The 24,070-nt window shown below is 59.5% G+C and carries 17 protein-coding genes; 12 read left to right on the forward strand and 5 right to left on the reverse strand.

Annotated elements, in window-relative coordinates:
- The first annotated feature begins 186 nt into the window (after positions 1 to 186).
- From ACZZ0A_RS28515 to ACZZ0A_RS28530, 4 genes are all read left to right on the forward strand, one after another.
- On the forward strand, positions 187 to 2,499 hold the full coding sequence (locus ACZZ0A_RS28515) for a YgiQ family radical SAM protein (RefSeq protein WP_007915855.1): 2,313 nt from the start codon (positions 187 to 189) through the stop codon (positions 2,497 to 2,499).
- A 423-nt stretch (positions 2,500 to 2,922) separates the two neighbouring features.
- Positions 2,923 to 6,198, forward strand: coding sequence for a transglutaminase family protein (locus ACZZ0A_RS28520; protein ID WP_463544032.1), 3,276 nt, complete (start codon positions 2,923 to 2,925; stop codon positions 6,196 to 6,198).
- Positions 6,199 to 6,286: 88 nt separating this feature from the next.
- The gene (locus ACZZ0A_RS28525; RefSeq protein ID WP_463544033.1) at positions 6,287 to 8,773 is read left to right on the forward strand and encodes a circularly permuted type 2 ATP-grasp protein; all 2,487 of its coding nucleotides are present in this window, start codon (positions 6,287 to 6,289) and stop codon (positions 8,771 to 8,773) included.
- Positions 8,773 to 9,663 carry a transglutaminase family protein gene (locus tag ACZZ0A_RS28530; protein ID WP_463544034.1) on the forward strand — a complete coding sequence of 297 codons (891 nt, stop codon included), beginning with the start codon at positions 8,773 to 8,775 and terminating at the stop codon, positions 9,661 to 9,663. Before ACZZ0A_RS28525 ends, ACZZ0A_RS28530 begins: the two co-directional genes overlap by 1 nt.
- Before the next feature lie 212 nt (positions 9,664 to 9,875).
- On the opposite strand, the gene ACZZ0A_RS28535 is transcribed toward ACZZ0A_RS28530, so the two are convergent.
- Positions 9,876 to 10,073: a hypothetical protein gene (locus tag ACZZ0A_RS28535; RefSeq protein WP_095113509.1), complete on the reverse strand. Its 198-nt coding sequence runs from the start codon at positions 10,071 to 10,073 to the stop codon at positions 9,876 to 9,878.
- A gap of 68 nt (positions 10,074 to 10,141) precedes the next feature.
- Positions 10,142 to 10,729, reverse strand: coding sequence for an LOG family protein (locus tag ACZZ0A_RS28540; protein WP_123376907.1), 588 nt, complete (start codon positions 10,727 to 10,729; stop codon positions 10,142 to 10,144).
- A gap of 340 nt (positions 10,730 to 11,069) precedes the next feature.
- Between ACZZ0A_RS28540 and azu the strand changes: the two genes are divergently transcribed.
- Positions 11,070 to 11,516, forward strand: coding sequence for an azurin (gene azu, locus ACZZ0A_RS28545; RefSeq protein WP_007915878.1), 447 nt, complete (start codon positions 11,070 to 11,072; stop codon positions 11,514 to 11,516).
- A 172-nt stretch (positions 11,517 to 11,688) separates the two neighbouring features.
- Here the strand turns inward: azu and nadE are convergent, their stop codons facing one another.
- From nadE to ACZZ0A_RS28560, 3 genes are all read right to left on the reverse strand, one after another.
- Positions 11,689 to 12,516: an ammonia-dependent NAD(+) synthetase gene (gene nadE / locus ACZZ0A_RS28550; RefSeq protein WP_007915880.1), complete on the reverse strand. Its 828-nt coding sequence runs from the start codon at positions 12,514 to 12,516 to the stop codon at positions 11,689 to 11,691.
- Between the two features lie 4 nt (positions 12,517 to 12,520).
- Positions 12,521 to 13,744, reverse strand: a complete 1,224-nt coding sequence (pncB, locus tag ACZZ0A_RS28555) for a nicotinate phosphoribosyltransferase (RefSeq protein ID WP_095113512.1) — start codon at positions 13,742 to 13,744, stop codon at positions 12,521 to 12,523.
- A 213-nt stretch (positions 13,745 to 13,957) separates the two neighbouring features.
- The gene (locus ACZZ0A_RS28560) at positions 13,958 to 14,860 is read right to left on the reverse strand and encodes a LysR family transcriptional regulator (protein ID WP_007915885.1); all 903 of its coding nucleotides are present in this window, start codon (positions 14,858 to 14,860) and stop codon (positions 13,958 to 13,960) included.
- Positions 14,861 to 15,023: 163 nt separating this feature from the next.
- On the opposite strand from ACZZ0A_RS28560, the gene amaB reads away from it, so the two are divergent.
- From amaB to ACZZ0A_RS28595, 7 genes are all read left to right on the forward strand, one after another.
- Positions 15,024 to 16,514 (forward strand): L-piperidine-6-carboxylate dehydrogenase, encoded by a 1,491-nt coding sequence (amaB, locus tag ACZZ0A_RS28565; protein ID WP_007915887.1) that lies wholly within the window; start codon positions 15,024 to 15,026, stop codon positions 16,512 to 16,514.
- 158 nt (positions 16,515 to 16,672) lie between these two features.
- Positions 16,673 to 17,956, forward strand: coding sequence for an L-pipecolate oxidase (gene amaA / locus ACZZ0A_RS28570; protein WP_463544035.1), 1,284 nt, complete (start codon positions 16,673 to 16,675; stop codon positions 17,954 to 17,956).
- 368 nt (positions 17,957 to 18,324) lie between these two features.
- Positions 18,325 to 19,458, forward strand: a complete 1,134-nt coding sequence (locus ACZZ0A_RS28575) for an ABC transporter substrate-binding protein (protein ID WP_007915892.1) — start codon at positions 18,325 to 18,327, stop codon at positions 19,456 to 19,458.
- A 241-nt stretch (positions 19,459 to 19,699) separates the two neighbouring features.
- On the forward strand, positions 19,700 to 20,614 hold the full coding sequence (locus ACZZ0A_RS28580; RefSeq protein ID WP_007915894.1) for an ABC transporter permease subunit: 915 nt from the start codon (positions 19,700 to 19,702) through the stop codon (positions 20,612 to 20,614).
- A 3-nt stretch (positions 20,615 to 20,617) separates the two neighbouring features.
- Complete coding sequence (gene livM / locus ACZZ0A_RS28585) at positions 20,618 to 21,919, forward strand: high-affinity branched-chain amino acid ABC transporter permease LivM (protein WP_007915896.1); 1,302 nt, start codon at positions 20,618 to 20,620, stop codon at positions 21,917 to 21,919.
- Positions 21,916 to 22,788 carry an ABC transporter ATP-binding protein gene (locus ACZZ0A_RS28590; protein ID WP_095113517.1) on the forward strand — a complete coding sequence of 291 codons (873 nt, stop codon included), beginning with the start codon at positions 21,916 to 21,918 and terminating at the stop codon, positions 22,786 to 22,788. Before livM ends, ACZZ0A_RS28590 begins: the two co-directional genes overlap by 4 nt.
- Positions 22,785 to 23,501 carry an ABC transporter ATP-binding protein gene (locus tag ACZZ0A_RS28595; RefSeq protein WP_007915900.1) on the forward strand — a complete coding sequence of 239 codons (717 nt, stop codon included), beginning with the start codon at positions 22,785 to 22,787 and terminating at the stop codon, positions 23,499 to 23,501. Before ACZZ0A_RS28590 ends, ACZZ0A_RS28595 begins: the two co-directional genes overlap by 4 nt.
- Positions 23,502 to 24,070: the final 569 nt, after the last annotated feature.

Raw genomic sequence — 24,070 nt, forward strand, 5'->3', positions numbered from 1 at the left:
CATATCAGTTGGCGCAGGCACCGGACTGATGAATGTTAAGTTTGAACGATGATTTTTTGCCGGTTACGGGTTATCGGGCAGGCTCGACGCCGGTTGTAAGAGAAACCGACCATTGCCGTCGGAATTGGTTATTTTTTGTGCTATATTCCGCGCCCGCGAATTTTCACTTCAACACCGGTCGTCGACATGCAAGCAGCCAAGCCGTTATTTGACTATCCAAAATATTGGGCCGAATGTTTCGGGCCAGCGCCATTCCTGCCGATGAGCAGGGAGGAGATGGATCAGCTTGGCTGGGATTCGTGCGACATCATCATTGTTACCGGTGATGCCTACGTCGATCACCCGTCGTTCGGCATGGCGATCATTGGCCGGCTGCTGGAGTCTCAGGGCTTTCGCGTCGGGATCATTGCGCAGCCGAACTGGCAGTCCAAAGACGACTTCATGAAGCTCGGCGAGCCGAACCTGTTCTTCGGCGTTGCGGCGGGCAACATGGACTCGATGATCAACCGCTACACCGCGGACAAGAAAATCCGTTCCGACGACGCTTACACGCCTGGCGGCATGGCCGGCAAGCGTCCGGACCGCGCGAGCCTGGTTTATAGCCAGCGCTGCAAGGAAGCCTACAAGCATGTGCCGATCGTCCTCGGCGGCATCGAAGCCTCGCTGCGCCGCATCGCCCACTACGACTACTGGCAGGATCGCGTGCGTAACTCGATCCTGATCGACGCCAGCGCCGACATTCTGCTGTACGGCAACGCCGAACGCGCAATTGTCGAAGTCGCTCAGCGTCTGTCCTACGGGCACAAGATCGAAGACATCACCGACGTGCGCGGCACCGCGTTCATTCGTCGCGATACGCCGAAAGACTGGTACGAAGTCGACTCGACGCGTATCGACCGTCCGGGTAAGGTCGACAAGATCATCAACCCGTACGTGAATACCCAGGACACCCAGGCCTGCGCCATCGAGCAGGAAAAAGGTCCGGTTGAAGATCCGCAGGAAGCCAAGGTCGTACAGATTCTGGCCAGCCCGCGCATGACCCGTGACAAGACCGTGATTCGTCTACCGTCAGTTGAAAAGGTCCGCGGCGACGCCGTTCTGTATGCCCACGCCAACCGCGTGCTGCACCTCGAAACCAACCCGGGCAACGCCCGCGCACTGGTGCAGAAGCACGGCGAAGTCGACGTCTGGTTCAACCCGCCGCCGATTCCGATGACCACTGAAGAAATGGACTACGTGTTCGGCATGCCTTACGCCCGTGTTCCGCACCCGGCGTATGGCAAGGAGAAGATCCCGGCCTACGACATGATCCGTTTCTCGGTGAACATCATGCGTGGCTGCTTCGGTGGCTGCACCTTCTGCTCGATCACCGAGCACGAAGGCCGGATCATCCAGAACCGTTCCGAAGAGTCGATCATTCGCGAAATCGAAGAGATCCGCGACAAGGTTCCAGGCTTCACCGGCGTCATTTCCGACCTCGGCGGCCCGACCGCGAACATGTACCGCATCGCCTGCAAAACGCCGGAAATCGAATCCGCGTGCCGCAAGCCGTCCTGCGTGTTCCCGGGCATTTGCCCGAACCTCAACACCGACCACTCTTCGCTGATTCAGCTGTACCGCAGCGCCCGTGCATTGCCGGGTGTGAAGAAGATTCTGATCGCTTCCGGCCTGCGCTACGACCTCGCGGTCGAGTCGCCGGAGTACGTCAAAGAGCTGGTGACCCACCACGTTGGTGGTTACCTGAAGATCGCCCCGGAACACACCGAGGAAGGTCCGCTCAACCAGATGATGAAACCGGGCATTGGCAGCTATGACAAGTTCAAGCGCATGTTCGAGAAGTACACCAAGGAAGCGGGCAAAGAGCAGTACCTGATTCCGTACTTCATCGCCGCCCACCCGGGCACCACCGACGAAGACATGATGAACCTGGCCCTGTGGCTCAAGGGCAATGGCTTCCGCGCTGACCAGGTGCAAGCGTTCTACCCGTCGCCGATGGCCACCGCCACCGCGATGTACCACTCGGGCAAGAACCCGCTGCGCAAGGTCACTTACAAGAGCGACGGCGTGACCATCGTCAAGAGCGAAGAGCAGCGTCGTCTGCACAAGGCGTTCTTGCGTTATCACGACCCGAAAGGCTGGCCGATGCTGCGTGAAGCGCTGATCCGCATGGGCCGTGGTGACTTGATCGGTTCGGGCAAGGATCAGTTGATCCCGACTCATCAGCCGGCGACTGACAGCTACCAGAGCGCCCGTCGCAAGAACTCGACGCCGGCCGGCAGCCATAAAGTGGCGAAGGAAGGCAAAGAGAAGACCACCAAGATCCTCACTCAGCACACCGGCCTGCCGCCGCGTGCCAGTGATGGCGGTAATCCTTGGGACAAGCGGGAACAGGCCAAGGCGGCGGCGTTTGCCCGCAACCAGCAGGCTGCGAAAGAGCGTAAAGACGCCGCGAAAGGCAAGGGGCCGAAACCGACCCGCAAGCCGGTCGTACCGCGCTAAACATCGCTTGAGCTGAACAGAACGCCAACCTTCGGGTTGGCGTTCTGCATTTCTGGGGCTGGATATTGCGTTGTCCGGGAGATCCATCCCCCTCACCCCAGCCCTCTCCCCCATGGGGGGCGAGGGGAAGGGAGCCGATCGCTGTGCTTTTCAAAATCGAAGTTCGACTCAGGACTTTCACGTCGGCGTATCTCCAACAACCACGTCGGTCAGTTCCCTCTCCCTATGGGCGGTCCGACGTTTCGGGAGGGCTAGGGTGAGGGGCTCTTCGCAACATTTACGTGCAATCAGCCCAAACCATTTCCCCGCATCGCCCGATTTTGGTGCTGTACTGCCCTAAGCATTCCGGGAAAGCGCCCAAGCCTCTGCATGGCATAAGTCTTGCGCGCTTTCGAATACGCTTAGGCTCGCAGGAGGCACGCCGTGTCGATTCATGTCGCATTGCATCACGTCACGCATTACCGCTACGACCGCGCTGTCGAACTCGGCCCGCAGATCGTTCGCCTGCGCCCGGCCGCCCACAGCCGCACGCGGATTCTGTCGTATGCGCTGAAAGTTTCGCCCGAGCAGCATTTCATCAACTGGCAGCAGGATCCGCAGGGCAACTACCTCGCCCGATTGGTGTTCCCCGAGAAGACCAATGAGTTGCGTATTGAAGTCGATCTGCTCGCCGAAATGGCCGTGTTCAATCCGTTCGACTTCTTCCTCGAACCCTACGCCGAGAAAATCCCCTTCGCCTACGCCGCCGATGAGCGCAAGGAGCTGGCGCCGTACCTCGAAACCTTACCGCTAACGCCGAAATTCAAGGCCTATCTGGACGGAATCGACCGCACGCCGTTGCCGGCGGTGGATTTTCTGGTGGCGCTCAACCAGCGCCTGAGCGAAGACATCGGCTATCTGATTCGCATGGAACCGGGCGTGCAAACCCCGGAACACACTCTCGAACATGCCTCTGGCTCTTGCCGGGATTCGGCGTGGTTGCTGGTGCAGTTGTTGCGCAACCTCGGGTTGGCGGCACGTTTTGTCTCCGGCTACCTGATTCAACTGACCGCCGATGTGAAGAGCCTCGACGGCCCGTCCGGTACGGACGTCGACTTCACCGATCTGCACGCCTGGTGCGAGGTGTATTTGCCGGGTGCCGGCTGGATCGGCCTGGATGCCACGTCCGGGCTGTTTGCTGGTGAAGGGCATATCCCGTTGGCCTGCAGTCCCGATCCGTCCTCGGCGGCACCGATCAGTGGCTTGGTCGAGCCGTGCGAATGTGTGTTCAGCCATGAGATGTCGGTGGAACGGATCTGGGAGGCGCCGCGCGTCACCAAGCCCTACACCGATGAGCAGTGGCTGGCAATTCAGGCGCTGGGCCGGCAGATCGATGCTGACCTGCTGGCGGATGACGTGCGCCTGACCATGGGCGGCGAGCCGACCTTCGTTTCCATCGATGACCCGGATGGCGCCGAGTGGAACACCGCTGCGCTGGGGCCGGCCAAGCGTCAGCTCTCCGCCGAACTGTTCCAGCGCATGCGCAAACACTACGCGCCGAATGGTCTGGTGCATTTCGGTCAGGGCAAGTGGTACCCGGGCGAGCAACTGCCGCGCTGGTCGCTCAATTGCTATTGGCGCCGCGACGGCGTGCCGATCTGGCGCAACGCCGCGCTGATCGCCGACGAACAGCAGGATTACGGCGCCAATAGCGAATTGGCTGGGCGCTTTCTCGCCAGCGTTGCCGAACGCCTGAAATTGCCTACACGCTTTGTCTTCCCGGCCTACGAGGACAATTTCTATTACCTCTGGCGCGAAGGCACATTACCGAGCAATGTCAGCGCCGAAGACTCGCGTCTAGAGGAGCCGCTGGAGCGCGCGCGACTGCGCAAGGTCTTCAGTCAGGGCCTGAACAAGGTGATCGGCCAGGTGCTGCCGCTGGCGCGCACTGCCAAGGGCGACCAATGGCAGAGCGGGCGCTGGTATCTGCGCGACGAACATTGCCGTTTGGTGCCGGGCGATTCGCCGCTGGGTTATCGCTTGCCACTGGGTTCGCAGCCGTGGGTGAAGGCGGCCGAGTATCCGTTTATTCATCCACAGGATCCGAATCAGGACTTCGCCGCGTTGCCAGACACCGCGCAGCTCAACAGTCCGGGAGAAGCGGCGGCGCCTGACGAACGCGCGCCGAAAATCGACGAGTCCGCCGACTGGCTGACCCGCACCGCGTTCTGCGCCGAAGCGCGCGAGGGACGTTTGTACCTGTTCATGCCGCCGCTGGAACGGGTCGAGGATTACCTGGAACTGGTGGCCGCCATCGAAGCGACGGCTGAAGAACTGCATTGCCCGGTGTTGCTGGAAGGCTACGAGCCGCCAAGCGATCCGCGCCTGAGCAACTTCCGCATCACCCCGGATCCCGGTGTGATCGAGGTCAATGTGCAGCCGTCGGCGACCTGGGACGAATTGGTCGAACGCACTGAGTTTCTCTATGAAGAGGCACGGCAAACCCGACTGACCACCGAGAAATTCATGATCGATGGTCGCCACACTGGCACCGGCGGCGGTAACCATTTTGTGCTCGGTGGTGCGACGCCGGCGGATTCACCGTTTCTGCGTCGCCCGGATCTGCTGCGCAGCCTGATCAGCTACTGGCAAAACCATCCGTCGCTGTCGTATCTGTTTTCCGGATTGTTCATCGGCCCGACGTCGCAGGCGCCGCGTGTCGACGAGGCGCGCAATGATGCACTGTACGAACTGGAAATCGCTTTCGCGCAGATGCCCGAGCCGGGTGAGGAGTGCGCGCCGTGGCTGGTGGATCGTCTGCTGCGCAACCTGCTGATCGACGTCACCGGCAACACGCACCGTGCCGAGTTCTGTATCGACAAACTGTATTCGCCGGATGGCGCCACCGGACGTCTTGGCTTGTTGGAACTGCGCGCCTTTGAAATGCCGCCCCATGCGCGCATGAGCCTGGCCCAGCAGCTGTTGCTGCGGGCGCTGGTCGCACGTTTCTGGCGCGAGCCTTATGCGCCGCCGAAACTGGCGCGTTGGGGCACCGAGCTGCACGATCGTTTCTTGCTGCCGCACTTTATCGAGCAGGACTTCGCCGACGTCATCGTGGAGCTGAACAACGCCGGTTATCCGCTGCGCGCGGAATGGTTTGCCGCGCATCTGGAGTTTCGTTTTCCCAAGGTCGGCGATTATGCCGTCAACGGCATCGAACTGGAGCTGCGTCAGGCGCTGGAGCCTTGGCATGTGCTGGGCGAGGAGGGCGCGGCAGGCGGCACGGTGCGTTACGTCGACTCATCTCTGGAGCGTCTGCAGGTCAAGCTCAAAGGGCTGCCGCCGCAGCGTTATTTGCTGACCTGTAATGGCATCGCGGTGCCGTTGCACCCGACCGGGCGCGTGGGCGAGTTCGTCGCGGGTGTGCGTTACCGTGCGTGGCAACCGGCCAACTGTCTGCAACCGACGATTCCCGTGCACGCACCGCTGGTGTTCGATTTGCTCGACACCTGGATGGGCCGTTCGCTGGGCGGTTGCCAGTACCACGTTGCCCATCCGGGCGGGCGTAATTACGAGACGTTGCCGGTCAATGCCAACGAAGCGGAGAGCCGGCGCATGGCGCGATTCTTCCGCGTCGGACACACGCCGGGGAAACTTCCTATACCCAACGTGGAAATCAGTGACGAGCTACCGATGACAATCGATTTGCGACGTTTCTAGATCGCACGCGACATGCGGATTTTTCGTATATCCGCATGTCATGTGCCTGCGTTAGTCTGACCGTTCTTTGCTGTCTGCCGAGCTTTCCATGCCTGACCTGCTAGACCGCTACCCGCTGACGGCGGGCACTTATCACGAACTGCTCGACGGCAGTGGCGCGGTGCGCCCGCACTGGCGGCGGCTGTTCGATCAGTTGCAGCGCAGCACCCCGGCGCAACTGATGCAGCGACAGTCTTTGCTGGCGCGGCAGATTCAGGAAAACGGTGTCACCTATAACGTCTATGCCGATCCCAAAGGCGCGGATCGGCCGTGGGAGCTGGATCTGTTGCCCCACGTGATTGCCGCAGATGAATGGCAGCATTTGTCGGCGGGCATCGCTCAACGTGCACGCCTGCTCAATGCGGTGTTGGCTGATTTGTACGGGCCGCAACGATTGATCAGCGAAGGCCTGTTGCCGGCTGAACTGGTGTTTGGACACAACAATTTCCTATGGCCTTGTCAGGGCATTGCACCGCCGGAAGACGCGTACCTGCATCTGTATGCCGTGGATCTGGCGCGCACGCCGGATGGGCGCTGGTGGGTCACGGCGGATCGCACACAAGCACCGTCGGGCGCCGGTTATGCTTTGGAAAACCGCACCATCGTGTCCCGCGCCTTTCCTGAGTTGTACCGGGATCTGAAGGTGCAGCATCTGGCCGGGTTTTTCCGCACATTGCAGGAAACCCTTGCACGGCAGGCACCGAGTGACGATGAGGCGCCGCTGGTGGTGCTGCTCACGCCTGGGCGCTTCAACGAAAGCTATTTCGAACACTTGTATCTGGCTCGTCAGCTCGGTTACCCCCTGGTCGAGGGCGGTGACCTGACGGTGCGCGATGCCACTGTCTACCTGAAAACCCTCAGCGGACTGCGTCGGGTGCACGCGATCATGCGCCGGCTCGATGATGATTTCTGCGATCCGCTGGAGCTGCGTACGGATTCGGCGCTCGGCGTGCCCGGTCTGCTCGAAGCCGTGCGTCAGGGGCGAGTCCTGGTTGCCAACGCGTTGGGCAGCGGCGTTCTGGAATCGCCGGGTTTGCTGGGTTTTTTACCGAAGATCAATCAATACCTGTTTGGCGAAGATCTGATCCTGCCCTCGATTGCGACGTGGTGGTGCGGCGAGCCACCGGTGCTGGCGCAGGCCTTGGAAAAACTACCTGAGCTGTTGATCAAACCGGCGTTTCCCTCGCAAAGCTTCACGCCTGTATTTGGCCGTGATCTGAGTGAAAAACAGCGTCACACGCTTGCCGAGCGCATGCAGGCGCGCCCTTATGCTTATGTGGCGCAAGAATTGGCTCAACTGTCCCAGGCGCCGATCTGGCAGGCCGAAAACGGTCAACTGCAACCGCGGGCGATCGGCATGCGCATGTACGCCGTGGCCGGTGGTGATGGTTATCGTGTGCTCCCCGGTGGTCTGACCCGGGTGGCCGCCGAGGCTGATGCCGAAGTGGTATCGATGCAGCGCGGCGGGGCGAGCAAGGACACTTGGGTACTTGGCGATCGTCCACCCAGCGGCGAGCAATGGAAGAGCCAGCGTAATGTAGGGGTGCACGATCTGGTGCGGCGCGATCCATATCTACCCTCGCGAGTGGTGGAGAACCTGTTCTGGTTCGGCCGTTACTGCGAGCGCTGCGACGACAGTGCGCGGCTGCTGCGCATCATGCTTGCGCGGTATGTCGATGGTGATGACCCGCAAGCGTTGCAGGCGGCGGTCGATCTCGGTGAGCGGTTGACATTGTTGCCGGATGAAGGAGAGCTGCCCGAGCGCTTGCTCGCTGCATTGCTCGGTGAAGACTGGTCGTTCAGCCTGCGTTCCAACCTGCAACGCTTGCAGTGGGCGGCGTCACAGGTGCGCGGCAAGCTTTCGCGGGAGAACTGGCAGGCGCTGGTGGAGTTGCAGCGCGAAGCGATGGAACTGGACACCGACGAGCCTGACTTCGGCGAACTGCTGGATTTCCTCAACCGGCTGGTGATGTCGCTGGCGGCGTTGTCCGGGTTTGCCCTCGACGACATGACCCGCGACGAAGGCTGGCGCTTTCTGATGATTGGCCGGCGTATCGAGCGACTGCAGTTTCTCAGCAGTAGCCTCGCGGCGTTTCTGCGTGGCGCCGGTGCTTTCGATCAGGCGGGCCTGGAGTGGTTGCTGGAGTTGGGCAACAGCAGCATCACCTATCGCTCACGTTATCTGGCCGTGGCGCAATTGATTCCGGTGCTCGACCTATTGCTGCTGGACGAGCAGAACCCGCACGCGGTGTTGTTCCAGTTGAAACTGGTCACGCGCACGTTGAAACGTTTGAACGATGATTTTGGCGCGCCACGGGAAGCGGGGTTGCCGCGACTGGTCGAGCGTCTGGCACGGTTCGATCTGGGTTGTCTGGAGAATCCATTGTTCGGTGAGTCCAGCGTACGAGCGGCTTTGAGCGGTCTGGCGGATCTGCTGCAAGAGATTGCCGAGGCCAGTGGGCAGGTCTCGGATCGCTTGGCTCTGCGTCATTTCGCTCATGTCGATGACGTTAGCCAACGCACGGTGTCCGTCTGATGAATGCTCGATACCAGATTTTCCACGACACCTGTTATCACTACGACAGCCCGGTTTCCCTGGCGCAGCAACTGGCGCACTTGTGGCCGCGGAAATGCGATTGGCAGCGTTGTACCGAACAGCAATTGCTGATCAGTCCGGACCCGACAGCGCGGCGCGATGAGCTGGATGTGTTTGGTAATCCGTTGACCCGACTGGCCTTCGAACGCCCGCATGACGAATTGCAGGTCAATGCACAACTCACGGTGGAAGTGCTGGCGCGGCCTGTGCTGGATTTCAATCAGTCGCCCGCCTGGGAGCTGACCCGCGATGCGCTGACCTACAGCAGCCAGCCGTTGTCCGCTGAGTTGCTCGAAGCCTGTCGCTACCGCTTCCAGTCACCGTACGTACATTTGAAGCGCAGTTTCGTCGAGTTCTCTCAGAGTTGTTTCCCGCCGGGCCTACCGTTGCTGTTGGGCGTGCAGGACTTGATGCAGAAGATCTTCAGCGAGTTCACCTTCGATGCCGAAGCAACCCAAGTGGCGACCCCGCTGGTGGAAGTGCTGGAGCGGCGACGCGGGGTGTGTCAGGACTTCGCGCACTTGATGTTGGCGTGCGTGCGCTCGCGAGGGCTGGCGGCGCGCTACATCAGTGGTTATTTGCTGACGCAGCCGCCGCCGGGGCAGCCACGCTTGATCGGCGCCGACGCATCGCATGCGTGGGTGTCGGTATTTTGTCCGGTGCTGGGCTGGGTGGATTTTGATCCAACCAACAATGTGCAACCGGCGCTGGAGCACATCACATTGGCGTGGGGGCGGGATTTCTCTGATGTGTCGCCGTTGCGTGGGGTGATCCTCGGTGGCGGCAATCACGACCCGGAAGTGCGCGTCACCGTAATGCCTCTGGATTAACGCCGATCAAACTGTAGGAGTGAGCCTGCTCGCGATAGCGGTGTGTCAGCAGCAAATATTTCAACTGACACACCGCTATCGCGAGCAGGCTCGCTCCCACATGGGAATTTGGGTGTGTTTGGGAAGGGGGAGGGCTGTGAGGGCCAGCAGTGAAACTGCCAGCCCCGTCACAAATCCGCAGGGCCTGATTCGATCATCAAACCCGGTGGGGTTCAGGCGTCGGGCGCCTGATCTTTCGGTGTTTCAGTCGCATCGGTTGCATCAACATCATCTTGCGTCGCCACTTCACCGTCAGGGTTCAGTGCTGCTTCTTCAGCGGTTTGTTTCTTGCGCTGAAGCTTTTCCTCTTTCTTCTGTTCCTTTGCCAGGTCTCGTTGACGTTTGGCGAAGGAGTAATTGGGTTTGGCCATGGGCGATCCTCTTGGGTCGAAGGTGAGGTTGAGCGGCGCATATTCTGCCCTGTATCGGTGCCTCGTGGTTAGCCGGGTTTTTGGTCGACCCACTTGGGCGTGATGGTCGGCTTCCAGTTATCCAGGGCATCGAGCAGTGTTTGCGGCGATTCGCTCACTTGCAGCATGTCACGGTGTGGCGCGCGAACGAAGCCTTCGCCGACGATATGGTCAAGAAATGCGGTGAGTTTGCTGTAAAAGCCGTTCACTTCCAGCAAGCCCAGCGGTTTGCCGTGGTAGCCGAGCTGGCCCCAGGTCCAGACTTCGAACAGCTCTTCCAGTGTGCCGAGGCCGCCGGGCAGGGCGATAAACGCATCGCTGAGTTCAGCCATGCGCGCCTTGCGCGCATGCATGCCGTTGACCACTTCCAGGCGTGTCAGGCTTTTGTGGCCGATTTCCTTGTCCATCAGGCTCTGCGGGATGATGCCGATCACTTCGCCGCCAGCGGCCAGCGCCGCATCGGCAACAATGCCCATCAGACCCACAGCACCACCGCCGTAGACCAGGGTCAACTTGCGTTCAGCCAAGGCCCGGCCAAGGGCGATGGCGGCTTCGGTGTAAGCCGGAACAGTGCCGGCGTTGGCACCGCAAAATACACAAACGGATTTCAGAGACATGCCTTCCTCCTGGGTCAATCCGTCACAGGGTAATGGCTGGCACGCCTCGATCCAAGGGCTAAACTTCGCGTTCCGGTGATTCAAAGGTACCGCTGGCGCCACAGGCGTAGGCGGCGAGCAAACTGCACAACAGACCGTTAAAGAACATGACAGGCACTCCGTCTCAGTAAATGCGCCGATCATAGGCCGGGCCCGGAATTCTGGCCGTTAGATTGTCTCGATGAGTGTCATAGCCTGAAAGTTGTATACAATTTTTGACTCAAGTCATAGGAACTTGCGAAGATTTCAGGCAGTCTTTCCACCATTCGTGTTTTTGTTAACCCTGCCTTGGAGATTCACCATGTTTTCCAAAGTTGTTGCGGTATCCCTGCTGGCGCTGGCCAGCAGCCAATTGATGGCTGCCGAGTGCAAAACCACCGTTGACTCCACCGATCAGATGTCCTTCAACACCAAGGAAATCGTGATCGACAAGAGCTGCAAGACTTTCACCGTTGAACTGACTCACTCCGGCAGCCTGCCGAAGAACGTCATGGGCCATAACCTGGTAATCAGCAAAGAAGCGGACATGCAGCCAATCGCCACTGATGGCCTGGCTGCTGGCATCGACAAAAACTACCTGAAAGATGGCGATGCTCGCGTGATCGCGCACACCAAAATCATCGGTGCCAAGGAAACTGACTCGGTAACCTTCGACGTGTCGAAGCTGGCCGGCACTGATAAATACGGCTTCTTCTGCTCGTTCCCAGGCCACATCTCGATGATGAAAGGCACCATTACTGTCAAGTAAGCCGGTCAACCGCGTCATCGTTCTTCGCGAGCAGGCTCGCTCCCACAGGTTTGCGCCATCAATGTGGGAGCGAGCCTGCTCGCGAAGGGGCCATTCGCATCAATGAAAGCAATGGCCAAAGAAAAGCCCGCTGAGGATCACTCCTCAGCGGGCTTTTTCATTCCATCAGCGCTTAAGGCGCAAACGGCATCACGCGTTTGTGATGAGTCTTGTTGTAGGTCGCGACGATGATGTCGAACGCTTCCTGACGCACCGGCTCACCGTGCAGGAACGCATCGATCTCGGCATAGGTCACGCCGTGCGATGCTTCATCCGGTTTGCCTGGCGACAGATCTTCCAGATCCGCCGTTGGCACTTTCTCGACCAGCGACTCCGGCGCGCCAAAGCTGCGGGCAATCGCGCGAACCTGATTCTTCACCAGACCGCTGAGCGGTGCCAGATCGCAGGCGCCGTCACCAAACTTGGTGAAGAAACCCATCACCGCTTCTGCCGCGTGATCGGTGCCGATTACCAACCCGTGCGCCGCGCCGGCGATGGTGTACTGCGCGACCATGCGCATGCGCGCCTTGGTGTTGCCCAATACGAAGTCCACCGACACCGCGTGCTTGCCTTCAAACGCCGCCACTTCACTGGCCAGCGATTTCACCGCTGGGCCGATGTTGACCGTGTGACGTTCGTCCGGGGCGATGAAATCCACCGAGGCTTGGGCGTCGTGCTCGTCGAACTGGGTTTCGTACGGCAGGCGCACGGCGATGAATTTGTAGCTGTTGTCGCCGGTCTGGTCGCGCAGCTCACGCATCGCCCGCTGGGCCAACAGGCCGGCGGTCAGCGAGTCGACGCCGCCGCTGATGCCCAGCACCAGTGTCTTGAGCCCGGAATTGACCAGACAATCCTGAATAAAGGTAATGCGCCGGGCGACTTCGGCCTGCAGGGCCTGGTAGTCGGCGAACGGCGGTTGCACCTTGAGCTGTTCAGCAATCTCACGCTGTACGGCTTGCATGAATTCACTCCTTGCTAGATAGACTGGAATCGGCAGGAACCTGGAAAACGTGTCGCAAATAAGCGACGAAATTCGGGTCTTTGCAGTGGGACTTGCCTGGCTCGTCGGAGATCTTCGCCACCGGTTGGCCGTTGCAGGCGGTCATTTTAAGCACGATGCTCATCGGTTCGACACCCGGAATGTCACAGGTGAGGTTGGTGCCGATGCCGAAGCTGACATTGATCCGGCCGTGCAGGGCGCGGAAGATCTCCAGCGACTTGGGCAGGGTCAGGCTGTCGGAGAACACCAGGGTCTTGCTCATCGGGTCGATGCCGAGCTTGTGATAGTGCGCAATGCATTTTTCGCCCCACACCACAGGATCGCCGGAGTCATGGCGCAGGCCGTCAAACAGCTTGGCGAAGAACAGGTCGAAGTCGCCGAGAAATGCATCGGTGGTGATGCAATCGGTGAGCGCGATCCCCAGCAGGCCACGGTATTCGCGGACCCAGCAATCGAGCGCGGCGATCTGGCTATCGATCAGCCGTGGACCGAGTTGCTGGTGCGCCATGATCCATTCGTGGGCCATGGTGCCCAGCGGTTTCATGTCCAGTTCTCGTGACAGATGCACGTTACTGGTGCCGACAAAACGGCCGGGGAAGTCGTGCTTGAGCACGTTCACCACTTCTGCCTGCACGCCGAACGAAAAGCGCCGGCGGGTGCCGAAGTCGGCGACCTGCAACTGCGATAACTCGTCGGCCGAGGCGTTGGCGGTCAGCCAGTCGAACTTGCGATAGAGCTGTTCGCGCGCTTGTTCAAGCACTGTTTCGCGGTAGCGATAGCGATTGCGCACTTCGCTGACGATCGCCAGCAACGGCACTTCGTAGAGAATCACATGCAGCCACGGCCCGCGCAGACGGATGAACAGTTCGCCGTTCTCGATACCGGTGTGCAGATAGCGCAGGTTGAAGCGGAACAATCCGAGAAAACGCAGGAAATCCGGTTTGAGGAAGCTGATCCGCTCAAGAAAACTCAGTTGATCGGCGCTCAGGCTCAGTTCGGCCAGACGCTCGATCTGAAAACGGATCTCGGCCAGATACGGGCGCAGATCTTCGCTATTACGGCAACGAAACTCCCATTCGACTTCGACGTTGGGGTAGTTGTGCAGCACCGCCTGCATCATCGTCAGTTTGTAGAAGTCGGTGTCGAGCAGGTTCTGCACGATGCGATCGGCAAACACGCTCTCGCTCATAACGGGGTCTCCAGGTGCGCCGCGCCTGTGCGCGGTCTCAAACAATGGCGCTAGTGGCGCATATCAGGGACGAAGATTGCCAGCAATTTTTTAGATCACCGCAGAACCCTGGTGGGAGCGAGCCTGCTCGCGAAGGCGTCAATTCAGTCGAAATAGGTATTGCATGTGCCGGCCTCTTCGCGAGCAGGCTCGCTCTCACATTTTTCAATCGGGTCAGTCATTCGGGCTATCGATCTGCTCCAGCATCCATTTCACAAAATCCCGTACCTTTGGCACTTCCGCCGCATGCTCTGGATACGCCAGGTAATAGGCGTCGGAACTGGGCATTGCATGCTGCCAGGGAATGACCAGTTTGCCGTCGGCCAATTCCTCTTCCACCAGAAACCGTGGCAACAACGCCACACCGCAACCGACCTGCGCGGCGCGGATGCACATATAAAAGGTTTCGAAACGCGGCCCGTGGTAGCTGTGTTCGGTCTGGTAACCCTGACTGTCGAACCAGTCGTGCCAGGCTTGCGGGCGCGAGGCATTTTGCAGGAGGACCAGATCGGTAAGTTGCGTCGGATCAGTGAACGGCGTGTCCGGCAGGCTGCCCGGCGCGCACACCGGCACCAGTTCTTCGCCGAACAACTTCAGGCATTCAGTGCCGGGCCGTGAGCCCTGACCAAAATAGAACGCCAGATCACTGCGCCCTTGCAGCAGGTCATCCGCTTCTTGCTCGTTGCACAAATCCAGGTGAATGGAAGGATGACGTAGCCGCCAGCCTTTCAGGCGCGGCACCAGCCAGCGCGCGCCGAAGGTCGATGGCGTCGACACGCGCAGGACTTCAGTTTCGCCGCCGTAGGAACGCAGGTAATGCGTCGACATTTCCACTTGCGTGAGGATTTTTCGTACTTCGACCAAGTACAAATCCCCGGCCGGGGTCATCTGCAAGCGCCGACGCACCCGGCGGAACAACAAGTGCTGCAGCAGCTCTTCAAGCTGCGCGACCTGTTTGCTCACTGCGCTCTGGGTCAGGTTCAGCTCCTCGGCGGCGCGGGTGAAACTCAGGTGACGGGTCACGGCCTCGAAACACTGCAATGCGGTGATCGATGGCAGGTGGCGTTTGTTCAGCATGGCTGATCCTTTTCTTGTCTTTCTATGCCCAGCATGAATAAACGGAATGATATCTCGCGTAAAGGTCGTTTGTTGCCTTGCCATTGTGACGCTACAACTAAAGGCCTGCCCGGTCGCGAAAAAGCGTCCGCACACATTCAGTTTTTTGCTTGAGGAGTGACCCATGGTTGCCGCATTGCTTGATCGTCTTGGTGTGAACCCGGCCCTTTATCAGAACGGCAAAGTGCCGGTGCATTCACCGATCGACGGCAGCCGCATTGCCGCCGTCAACTGGGAAGGCCCGGCCGAAGTCGAGCAGCACATCAGTCGCGCAGATCATGCGTTCGAGCAATGGCGCAAGGTGCCGGCCCCGCGTCGCGGCGAGCTGGTGCGTCAGTTTGGTGAAGTGCTGCGCGAATACAAGGCTGATCTCGGTGAGCTGGTTTCCTGGGAGGCCGGCAAGATCACCCAGGAAGGTCTCGGTGAAGTGCAGGAGATGATCGACATCTGCGATTTCGCCGTCGGCCTGTCCCGCCAGTTGTACGGTTTGACCATCGCCTCCGAGCGTCCGGGCCACCACATGCGTGAAACCTGGCACCCACTGGGCGTGGTCGGGGTGATCAGCGCGTTCAACTTCCCGGTGGCGGTGTGGGCGTGGAACACCACGCTGGCGCTGGTCTGCGGTAACCCGGTGGTGTGGAAACCGTCGGAGAAAACCCCGCTGACCGCGTTGGCCTGCCAAGCGCTGTTTGATCGTGTAGTGAAGAATTTCACCGACGCCCCAGCGAATCTTTGCCAGGTGATTATTGGTGGCCGCGACGCTGGCGAAGCCTTGGTCGATGACCCGCGTGTTGCGTTGATCAGCGCCACTGGCAGCACACGCATGGGCCGCGAAGTGGCGCCGAAAGTCGCCGCTCGTTTCGCTCGCAGCATTCTGGAATTGGGCGGTAACAACGCGATGATCCTCGGCCCGAGCGCGGATCTCGACATGGCCGTGCGCGCAATTCTGTTCAGTGCGGTCGGCACGGCCGGCCAGCGCTGCACCACCTTGCGCCGTCTGATCGCTCATGAGTCGGTCAAAGAAGAAATCGTAACTCGTCTCAAGGCCGCTTACTCGAAAGTGCGCATCGGCAACCCGCTGGAAGGCAATCTGGTCGGCCCGCTGATCGACAAGCACAGCTTCGAAAACATGCAGGACGCGCTGGAGCAGGCGTTGAGCGAGGGGGGGCGGGTATTTGGCGGCAAGCGTCAACTGGAAGACCAGTTCCCCAATGCTTATTACGTTTCGCCAGCGATTGTTGAAATGCCGGAGCAGAGCGATGTGGTGTGTAGCGAAACCTTCGCACCGATTCTGTACGTGGTCGGCTACAGCGATTTCCAGGAAGCGCTGCGTCTGAATAACGCTGTACCGCAAGGTTTGTCGTCGTGCATTTTCACCACGGACGTGCGTGAAGCCGAGCAGTTCATGTCGGCGGTGGGCAGTGATTGCGGTATCGCCAACGTCAACATCGGCCCGAGCGGTGCCGAAATCGGCGGCGCTTTTGGTGGCGAGAAGGAAACCGGTGGCGGTCGTGAGTCCGGCTCCGATGCGTGGCGCGCGTACATGCGCCGCCAGACCAACACCGTGAACTACTCGCTGGAGCTGCCGCTGGCGCAGGGCATCACATTCGACTGATAGGTTGAGATCGATCGTTCCCTCGCTCTGCGTGGGAATGCCTCAGCGGACGCTCCGCGTTCGCTTTTGGGACGCAGAGCGTCCCTGACTGCATTCCCACGCAGAGCGTGGGAACGATCATTTTGCAGTGTTTGTTAGGTTTCTGTTGGAGTCTGGCAATGCCGTTACGCGAAGAATGTCTGTGGGAAAAACTCACACCGCAAAGGCCGGATAACACCGGGCTGCGGGGCGAAGTGAAGGTCGATGTCTGCGTGATCGGCGCCGGGTTTACCGGGTTGTCGGCGGCGCTGCATCTGTTGGAAAAGGGCAAAAGCGTCTGCGTGCTGGAGGCCCATCGCGCTGGTCACGGTGGTTCCGGGCGCAACGTCGGGCTGGTCAACGCTGGCATGTGGATTCCACCGGACGAGATCGAAGCCGGGTTTGGCGAAGCGGTCGGCAGTCAGCTCAATCGCATGCTCGGGGCGGCGCCAGCGCTGGTGTTCAGCCTTGTGGATAAGTACAACATCGATTGTCAGTTACGCCGCGAAGGCACCCTGCACATGGCGCACAACGCCAAGGGCGAAGCGGATCTGCGCAGTCGTGAACAACAATGGAAACGCCGTGGCGCGCCAGTCGAATTGCTCACTGGCAAGGCGTGCGAGCAAGCCACGGGCACGCAAAAAATCGCCGCTGCGTTGCTTGATCGCCGCGCCGGTACGCTCAATCCGATGGCTTATGTCACCGGGCTGGCCAATGCGGTAAGCGGTCTCGGCGGGCAACTGTTCGATCATTCACCGGTCACTCGCCTTGAGCGTCAGGGCACGAAATGGTCGGTGCAGACCGAGCACGGTTCGGTGCTGGCCGAGCAAGTGGTCATCGCCTCCAACGCCTACACCGAAGGCGACTGGACCGAGCTCAAGCGCAACTTCTTCCCCGGTTACTACTATCAGGTCGCGTCGGTGCCGTTGACCGAAGACGCCGCGCAGCAAATTCTCCCGGGCGGGCAGGGCTCGTGGGATACGCGGCAAGTGCTGAGCAGCATTCGTCGCGACAAAGAAGGCCGGTTATTGCTCGGCAGCCTCGGCAACGGCAATCAGAAGCCGACCTGGTTTCTCAAGGCCTGGGCCGATCGCGTGCAGCAGCATTACTTCCCCAATCTGAAACCCGTCGAGTGGGAATGCACCTGGACCGGGCGCATTGCGTTTACACCCGATCACCTCATGCGTTTGTTCGAGCCGGCGCCGGGACTGGTGGCCGTCACCGGTTACAACGGCCGTGGCGTCACTACCGGCACCGTGGTCGGCAAGGCTTTCGCTGATTATCTGTGTAACGGCAATCCGCAAGCCCTGCCGATTCCCTTCGCACCGATGCAGCCCTTGGCCGGCGTGGGCTTGCGCAGTTGCCTGTATGAGGCCGGTTTCTCGCTGTATCACGCGGGCCAGTGCCTGCGCATCGTCATTTGAGTGTTGAAATATGTTGCCGGAAGCGGCGCTTTTCGATGCAGCGACTAGCCTGTAATGGTGCGGGTTGTAGCAGTCCCGCACCAGCAGTGTGCAGTTCGGTGACGCGGGCTGTTACAGGCTGGTTGCACGTCGTTTGGCGCCGCGGTTGCAATGATGGCGCGTGCGGGTTGCGCCTGAAAAAACAAATGGTTTCACCTTCCGCGGTTTAGACGGTTGCACGCCCAATGAAAATGGGAACGAAACAGTCGAAATAACAAGAAAGCAGCGACTTTTTGAAGAATAAAAAACCGATGGCACGGCCCTTGCTCTGAGCATTCAGTGAAGTGAAGTCGCAGTGCCAACTAAAAAAAACCTTGGAGCACCACCTCATGTCCCAGACGTTTTACAAGAAAGGCTTTCTGGCCCTCGCAGTGGCTACTGCGTTGGGTGTTTCTGCGTTTGCTCAAGCTGATGTGAAAATCGGTGTAGCGGGTCCAATGACGGGCGCCAACGCGGCATTTGGCGAGCAGTACATGAAGGGTGCACAGGCAGCGGCTGATGCAGTCAACGCGGCGGGTGGCGTCAACGGGGAGAAAATCGTTCTGGTCAAAGGCGATGACGCCTGCGAGCCGAAGCAGGCCGTGACGGTCGCCAAGGACCTCACCAACCAGAAAGTCGCCGGCGTGGTCGGTCACTTCTGCTCCTCTTCGACCATTCCAGCGTCGGAAATCTACGACGAAGCCGGGATCATCGCCATCACCCCGGGTTCGACCAACCCGCAAGTCACCGAGCGCGGCCTCAGCGCCATGTTCCGTATGTGCGGGCGTGACGACCAACAGGGCATTGTGGCCGGCGACTACATCGTCGACGTGCTCAAGGGCAAGAAAGTCGTTGTGCTGCACGACAAAGACACCTACGGCCAAGGCTTGGCGGATGCCACCAAGGCACAACTGGTCAAGCGTGGCGTGACGCCTGTGTTGTACGAAGGCCTGACCCGTGGTGAAAAAGACTTCAGCACCATCGTCACCAAGATCCGTGGCGCCGGCGCCGACGTCGTCTACTTCGGCGGTCTGCACCCGGAGGCCGGCCCGCTGGTTCGCCAGCTGCGTGAACAAGGCCTGAAAGACGTCAAGTTCATGTCCGATGACGGCATCGTGACTGACGAACTGGTGACCACTGCCGGTGGCCCGCAATTCGTCGACGGCGTGCTGATGACCTTCGGCGCCGACCCGCGCCTGCTGCCAGACAGCAAGACTGTGGTAGACGCTTTCCGCAAGGCCGGTACCGAGCCTGAGGGTTACACCCTGTACGCCTACGCTTCGGTGCAGACCCTGGCTGCCGCGTTCAACGGTGCCAAGTCCAACAAGGGCGAAGAGGCCGCAGCCTGGCTGAAGAAAAATCCGGTGAAAACCGTCATGGGCGAAAAAACCTGGGACTCCAAGGGCGACCTGAAAGTCTCCGACTACGTGGTTTACCAGTGGGACAAGGACGGCAAATATCACCAGCTGGAAAAACAGAAGTAAGGGCTGACGCGACCGTTTGAACTCCGCAAATCCCTGTGGGAGCGGGCTTGCCCGCGATGACGGCCTGACAGTCGACAACTGTGTTGAATGTTCTACCGCTATCGCTGGCAAGCCAGCTCCCACAAGGTCCTGCGGTGATCGAACTGTTCGCGCTCTGACATTGCTCCGACGTAAATCTGTATTTTTCCTAGAAGAACCGCACATCACAGGTGTGCAGGTTCTCACTGCGTGAGATTGCGTTATGGATGGTATTTTCCTGCAGCAACTGGTCAACGGCCTGACCCTCGGGTCGGTCTATGGCCTGATCGCCATCGGCTACACAATGGTCTACGGCATCATCGGCATGATCAACTTCGCCCACGGCGAGGTTTACATGATTTCTGCTTACCTGGCGGCAATCAGTCTGGCTCTGCTGGCGTACTTCGGTATTGAATCCTTCCCGCTGCTGATGCTCGGCACCCTGATTTTCACCATCGTAATCACGGCGGTGTATGGCTGGGTCATCGAGCGAGTCGCTTACAAACCCCTGCGCAACTCGACCCGACTGGCACCGTTGATCAGCGCCATCGGTATCTCCCTGATCCTGCAAAACTACGCACAGATCGCCCAAGGCGCCAAACAACAGGGTGTGCCTACCCTGCTGACCGGGGCGTGGCGTGTTGAAGTCGGTACTGGCTTCGTGCAACTGACCTACACCAAAGTCTTCATTCTGGTGGCCGCGTTCGTCGGCATGGGTCTGCTGACCTACGTCATCAAGTACACCAAGCTCGGACGCATGTGCCGTGCGACCCAGCAAGACCGCAAGATGGCTTCGATCCTCGGCATCAATACCGATCGGGTCATTTCCTATGTGTTCATCATCGGTGCAGCCATGGCGGCGCTGGCCGGCGTGCTGATCACCATGAACTACGGCACTTTCGACTTCTATGCCGGCTTCATCATCGGCATCAAGGCGTTCACCGCGGCGGTGCTTGGCGGGATCGGTTCGCTGCCCGGGGCCATGCTCGGCGGGATCATCCTCGGCATTTCCGAGTCGCTGTTCTCCGGTCTGGTCAACTCCGACTACAAAGACGTGTTCAGCTTCTCGCTGCTCGTACTTGTTCTGGTCTTCCGGCCGCAGGGCCTGTTGGGCCGTCCTCTTGTGTCGAAGGTGTAAGCGATGTCTTCAACCACTCAAAAAAGCATTGATATCAAAAAAAGCCTGGTTGAGGCGATTCTGGCCGGCCTGATTGCCCTGATCGTATTCGGGCCGATTGTCGGCGTCGTACTCGAGGGTTACAGCTTCAATCTTGAGCCGACCCGCGTGGCGTGGATTATCGGCATTGTCATGATCGGCCGCTTCGCCCTCAGCCTGTTCCTGCAAACACCCAAGGGCCTGAAAATCCTCGACGGATTCGAGAGCACCGGTTCCGGTGTGCATGTGCTGCCAAGCGACCATAAATCGAGCCTGCGCTGGATCATCCCGCTGCTGATTGTGCTGGCGATCATCGTGCCGTTTGTTTCCAACTCCTATCTGCTGGGCGTGGTGATCCTCGGATTGATCTACGTGCTGCTGGGGTTGGGGTTGAACATTGTGGTCGGTCTGGCCGGTCTGCTCGATCTGGGTTACGTGGCGTTCTACGCCATCGGTGCCTACGGTCTGGCGCTCGGTTATCAGTATCTCGGTCTGGGCTTTTGGACGGTGTTGCCGCTGGCGGCGATCACTGCCGGGCTGGCCGGGTGCATCCTTGGCTTCCCGGTGTTGCGTCTGCACGGCGACTATCTGGCAATCGTGACCTTGGGCTTCGGTGAAATCATTCGCCTGGTCCTCAACAACTGGTTGTCGCTGACCGGCGGCCCGAACGGTATGCCAGCGCCACTGCCGACGTTCTTCGGTCTGGAATTCGGCAAACGGGCGAAGGATGGCGGGGTGCCGTTTCACGAGTTCTTCGGCATCGCCTACAACCCGGACGTGAAGTATTACTTCATCTATGCGGTGTTGTTCCTCGTGGTGTTGGCTGTGCTGTACATCAAGCATCGGCTGGTGAAAATGCCGGTCGGTCGCGCCTGGGAAGCCTTGCGTGAAGATGAAATCGCCTGCCGCTCGATGGGCCTCAACCACGTGCTGGTCAAGCTCTCGGCGTTCACTATCGGTGCATCGACCGCAGGTCTGGCCGGGGTGTTTTTCGCCACCTACCAGGGCTTCGTCAACCCGACCTCGTTCACCTTCTTCGAATCGGCACTGATCCTCGCCATCGTCGTGCTCGGCGGCATGGGCTCGACCATCGGCGTGGTGATTGCCGCGTTCGTACTCACCGTCGCTCCGGAATTGCTGCGCGGCTTCGCTGAATATCGCGTGCTGCTGTTCGGCATCCTGATGGTGTTGATGATGATCTGGCGACCACGCGGGCTGATTCGCATCAGCCGTACCGGGGTCACTCCACGCAAAGGTGCCATTCATTATGAGAGGACTGCGCCATGAGTGAAGTCGTACTCTCTGTTGAAAAACTGATGATGCATTTCGGTGGCATCAAGGCCTTGAGCGATGTCAGCCTGAAGGTAAAACGCAACTCGATCTTCGCCCTGATCGGCCCCAACGGCGCCGGCAAGACCACGGTGTTCAACTGCCTGACCGGGTTCTACAAAGCCACCGGCGGCAAGATCGAACTCAATGTGCGCGGCCAGCAGACCAACGTCATTCAGTTGCTGGGCGAGTCGTTCAAACCGACGGATTTTGTCTCGCCGAAATCCTTCCTCAGCCGCATGTACTACAAGATGTTCGGCGGTACGCACCTGGTAAACCGTGCAGGCCTGGCGCGGACATTCCAGAACATTCGTCTGTTCAAGGAAATGTCGGTACTGGAAAACCTGCTGGTGGCCCAGCACATGTGGGTCAACCGCAACATGCTCGCCGGCATCCTCAACACCAAGGGCTACCGCAAGGCCGAAAGTGACGCGCTGGACTGCGCGTTCTACTGGCTGGAAGTGGTCGATCTGGTGGACTGTGCCAACCGTCTCGCCGGTGAACTTTCCTACGGTCAGCAACGCCGTCTGGAGATCGCCCGAGCCATGTGCACGCGGCCGCAGATCATCTGCCTGGACGAACCGGCCGCCGGACTCAACCCTCAGGAAACCGAAGCGCTGAGCGCGATGATCCGGCTGCTGCGCGACGAGCACGATCTGACCGTGGTGCTGATCGAACACGACATGGGCATGGTTATGAGTATTTCCGATCACATCGTGGTGCTGGACCACGGCATCGTCATCGCCGAAGGCGGACCTGAAGTGATCCGTAACGATCCGAAAGTGATCGCTGCCTATCTGGGCGCCGACGAAGAGGAGCTGGTATGACGCAACCGATCCTCGAACTCAAAGACCTCGACGTGTTCTACGGCCCGATCCAGGCCCTCAAAGGTGTGTCGCTGCAGATCAATGAAGGGGAAACCGTCAGCCTGATCGGCTCCAACGGGGCGGGGAAATCGACGTTGCTGATGTCGATCTTCGGCCAGCCACGGGCCGCGGGCGGGCAGATCCTTTATCAAGGCGTCGATATCACCCACAAGTCCTCGCACTACATTGCTTCCAACGGCATTGCGCAGTCGCCGGAAGGGCGGCGGGTGTTTCCCGACATGACCGTCGAGGAGAACCTGCTGATGGGCACCATCCCGATTGGCGACAAGTACGCCAAAGAGGACATGCAGCGCATGTTTACGCTGTTTCCACGGCTGGAAGAGCGACGTAACCAACGGGCGATGACCATGTCTGGCGGTGAACAGCAAATGCTCGCCATTGCTCGGGCACTGATGAGTCGACCGAAGCTGTTGCTGCTCGATGAACCTAGCCTCGGGTTGGCGCCGATTGTGGTGAAGCAGATCTTTGCGACCCTGCGTGAACTGGCGAAAACCGGCATGACCATTTTTCTGGTCGAGCAGAACGCCAACCATGCGCTGAAACTGTCTGACCGCGCGTATGTGATGGTCAACGGCGAGATTCGCCTGACCGGCACGGGTAAAGAGTTGCTAGTGAATGAGGAGGTGCGTAACGCCTATCTGGGCGGGCACTGATTCTTCCAGCGTTATGCACAGCCCCGGCGACGCAAGTCCCGGGGCTTTTTCATTCCGCAAACATACCGCACGCCTGTGTAGGAGCTGCCGAAGGCTGCGATCTTTTGATGTTGTCTTTAAAGATCAAAAGATCGCAGCCTTCGGCAGCTCCTACAGGGAATTGATCAGTGATTTCAAGTCTTGCGTGGAATTGTGGAAAACAAATTCCCCAAGCTGCCAAAGCGCGACATATAGACGCTGCAAATGGCTGTTTTTCCACAGTTTTGACTTGTCCCCGGTTACTGTGGAGCTGGCTGTGAATAACGTGGGTGTATCTGGCTGCGCGCCTTGTGCGCCGTGGCCTGCAAGGATGTGGTTGTTTTTTGATCAGGCATTTTTACGAGAGCGGGAGACGTCGTTGTCAACCTTTTTTTGGGTGCCGCCTCAGCGGCCATTGCATGTCAACAAGCCTGTGGATAAGTCTGTGATTAAACTCTGGAAAGACTGCGCTGAGGGCCGTAATTACTGGCCTCGCGCAATCACTGTGTTGACTGTCCGCTCGTGCAAAATGCCATGTCCCGCACATCCGC

Source organism: Pseudomonas sp. AC242 (assembly GCF_979258655.1).

What these genes read in the sequence shown, in the direction of transcription:
- ACZZ0A_RS28515 (WP_007915855.1), top strand. Translation starts at nt 187, where the DNA reads ATGCAAGCAGCCAAGCCGTTATTTGACTATCCAAAATATTGGGCCGAA.
- ACZZ0A_RS28525 (WP_463544033.1), top strand. Translation starts at nt 6,287, where the DNA reads ATGCCTGACCTGCTAGACCGCTACCCGCTGACGGCGGGCACTTATCAC.
- ACZZ0A_RS28530 (WP_463544034.1), top strand. Translation starts at nt 8,773, where the DNA reads ATGAATGCTCGATACCAGATTTTCCACGACACCTGTTATCACTACGAC.
- ACZZ0A_RS28535 (WP_095113509.1), bottom strand. Translation starts at nt 10,073, where the DNA reads ATGGCCAAACCCAATTACTCCTTCGCCAAACGTCAACGAGACCTGGCA.
- ACZZ0A_RS28540 (WP_123376907.1), bottom strand. Translation starts at nt 10,729, where the DNA reads ATGTCTCTGAAATCCGTTTGTGTATTTTGCGGTGCCAACGCCGGCACT.
- azu (WP_007915878.1), top strand. Translation starts at nt 11,070, where the DNA reads ATGTTTTCCAAAGTTGTTGCGGTATCCCTGCTGGCGCTGGCCAGCAGC.
- nadE (WP_007915880.1), bottom strand. Translation starts at nt 12,516, where the DNA reads ATGCAAGCCGTACAGCGTGAGATTGCTGAACAGCTCAAGGTGCAACCG.
- pncB (WP_095113512.1), bottom strand. Translation starts at nt 13,744, where the DNA reads ATGAGCGAGAGCGTGTTTGCCGATCGCATCGTGCAGAACCTGCTCGAC.
- ACZZ0A_RS28560 (WP_007915885.1), bottom strand. Translation starts at nt 14,860, where the DNA reads ATGCTGAACAAACGCCACCTGCCATCGATCACCGCATTGCAGTGTTTC.
- amaB (WP_007915887.1), top strand. Translation starts at nt 15,024, where the DNA reads ATGGTTGCCGCATTGCTTGATCGTCTTGGTGTGAACCCGGCCCTTTAT.
- amaA (WP_463544035.1), top strand. Translation starts at nt 16,673, where the DNA reads ATGCCGTTACGCGAAGAATGTCTGTGGGAAAAACTCACACCGCAAAGG.
- ACZZ0A_RS28575 (WP_007915892.1), top strand. Translation starts at nt 18,325, where the DNA reads ATGTCCCAGACGTTTTACAAGAAAGGCTTTCTGGCCCTCGCAGTGGCT.
- ACZZ0A_RS28580 (WP_007915894.1), top strand. Translation starts at nt 19,700, where the DNA reads ATGGATGGTATTTTCCTGCAGCAACTGGTCAACGGCCTGACCCTCGGG.
- livM (WP_007915896.1), top strand. Translation starts at nt 20,618, where the DNA reads ATGTCTTCAACCACTCAAAAAAGCATTGATATCAAAAAAAGCCTGGTT.
- ACZZ0A_RS28590 (WP_095113517.1), top strand. Translation starts at nt 21,916, where the DNA reads ATGAGTGAAGTCGTACTCTCTGTTGAAAAACTGATGATGCATTTCGGT.
- ACZZ0A_RS28595 (WP_007915900.1), top strand. Translation starts at nt 22,785, where the DNA reads ATGACGCAACCGATCCTCGAACTCAAAGACCTCGACGTGTTCTACGGC.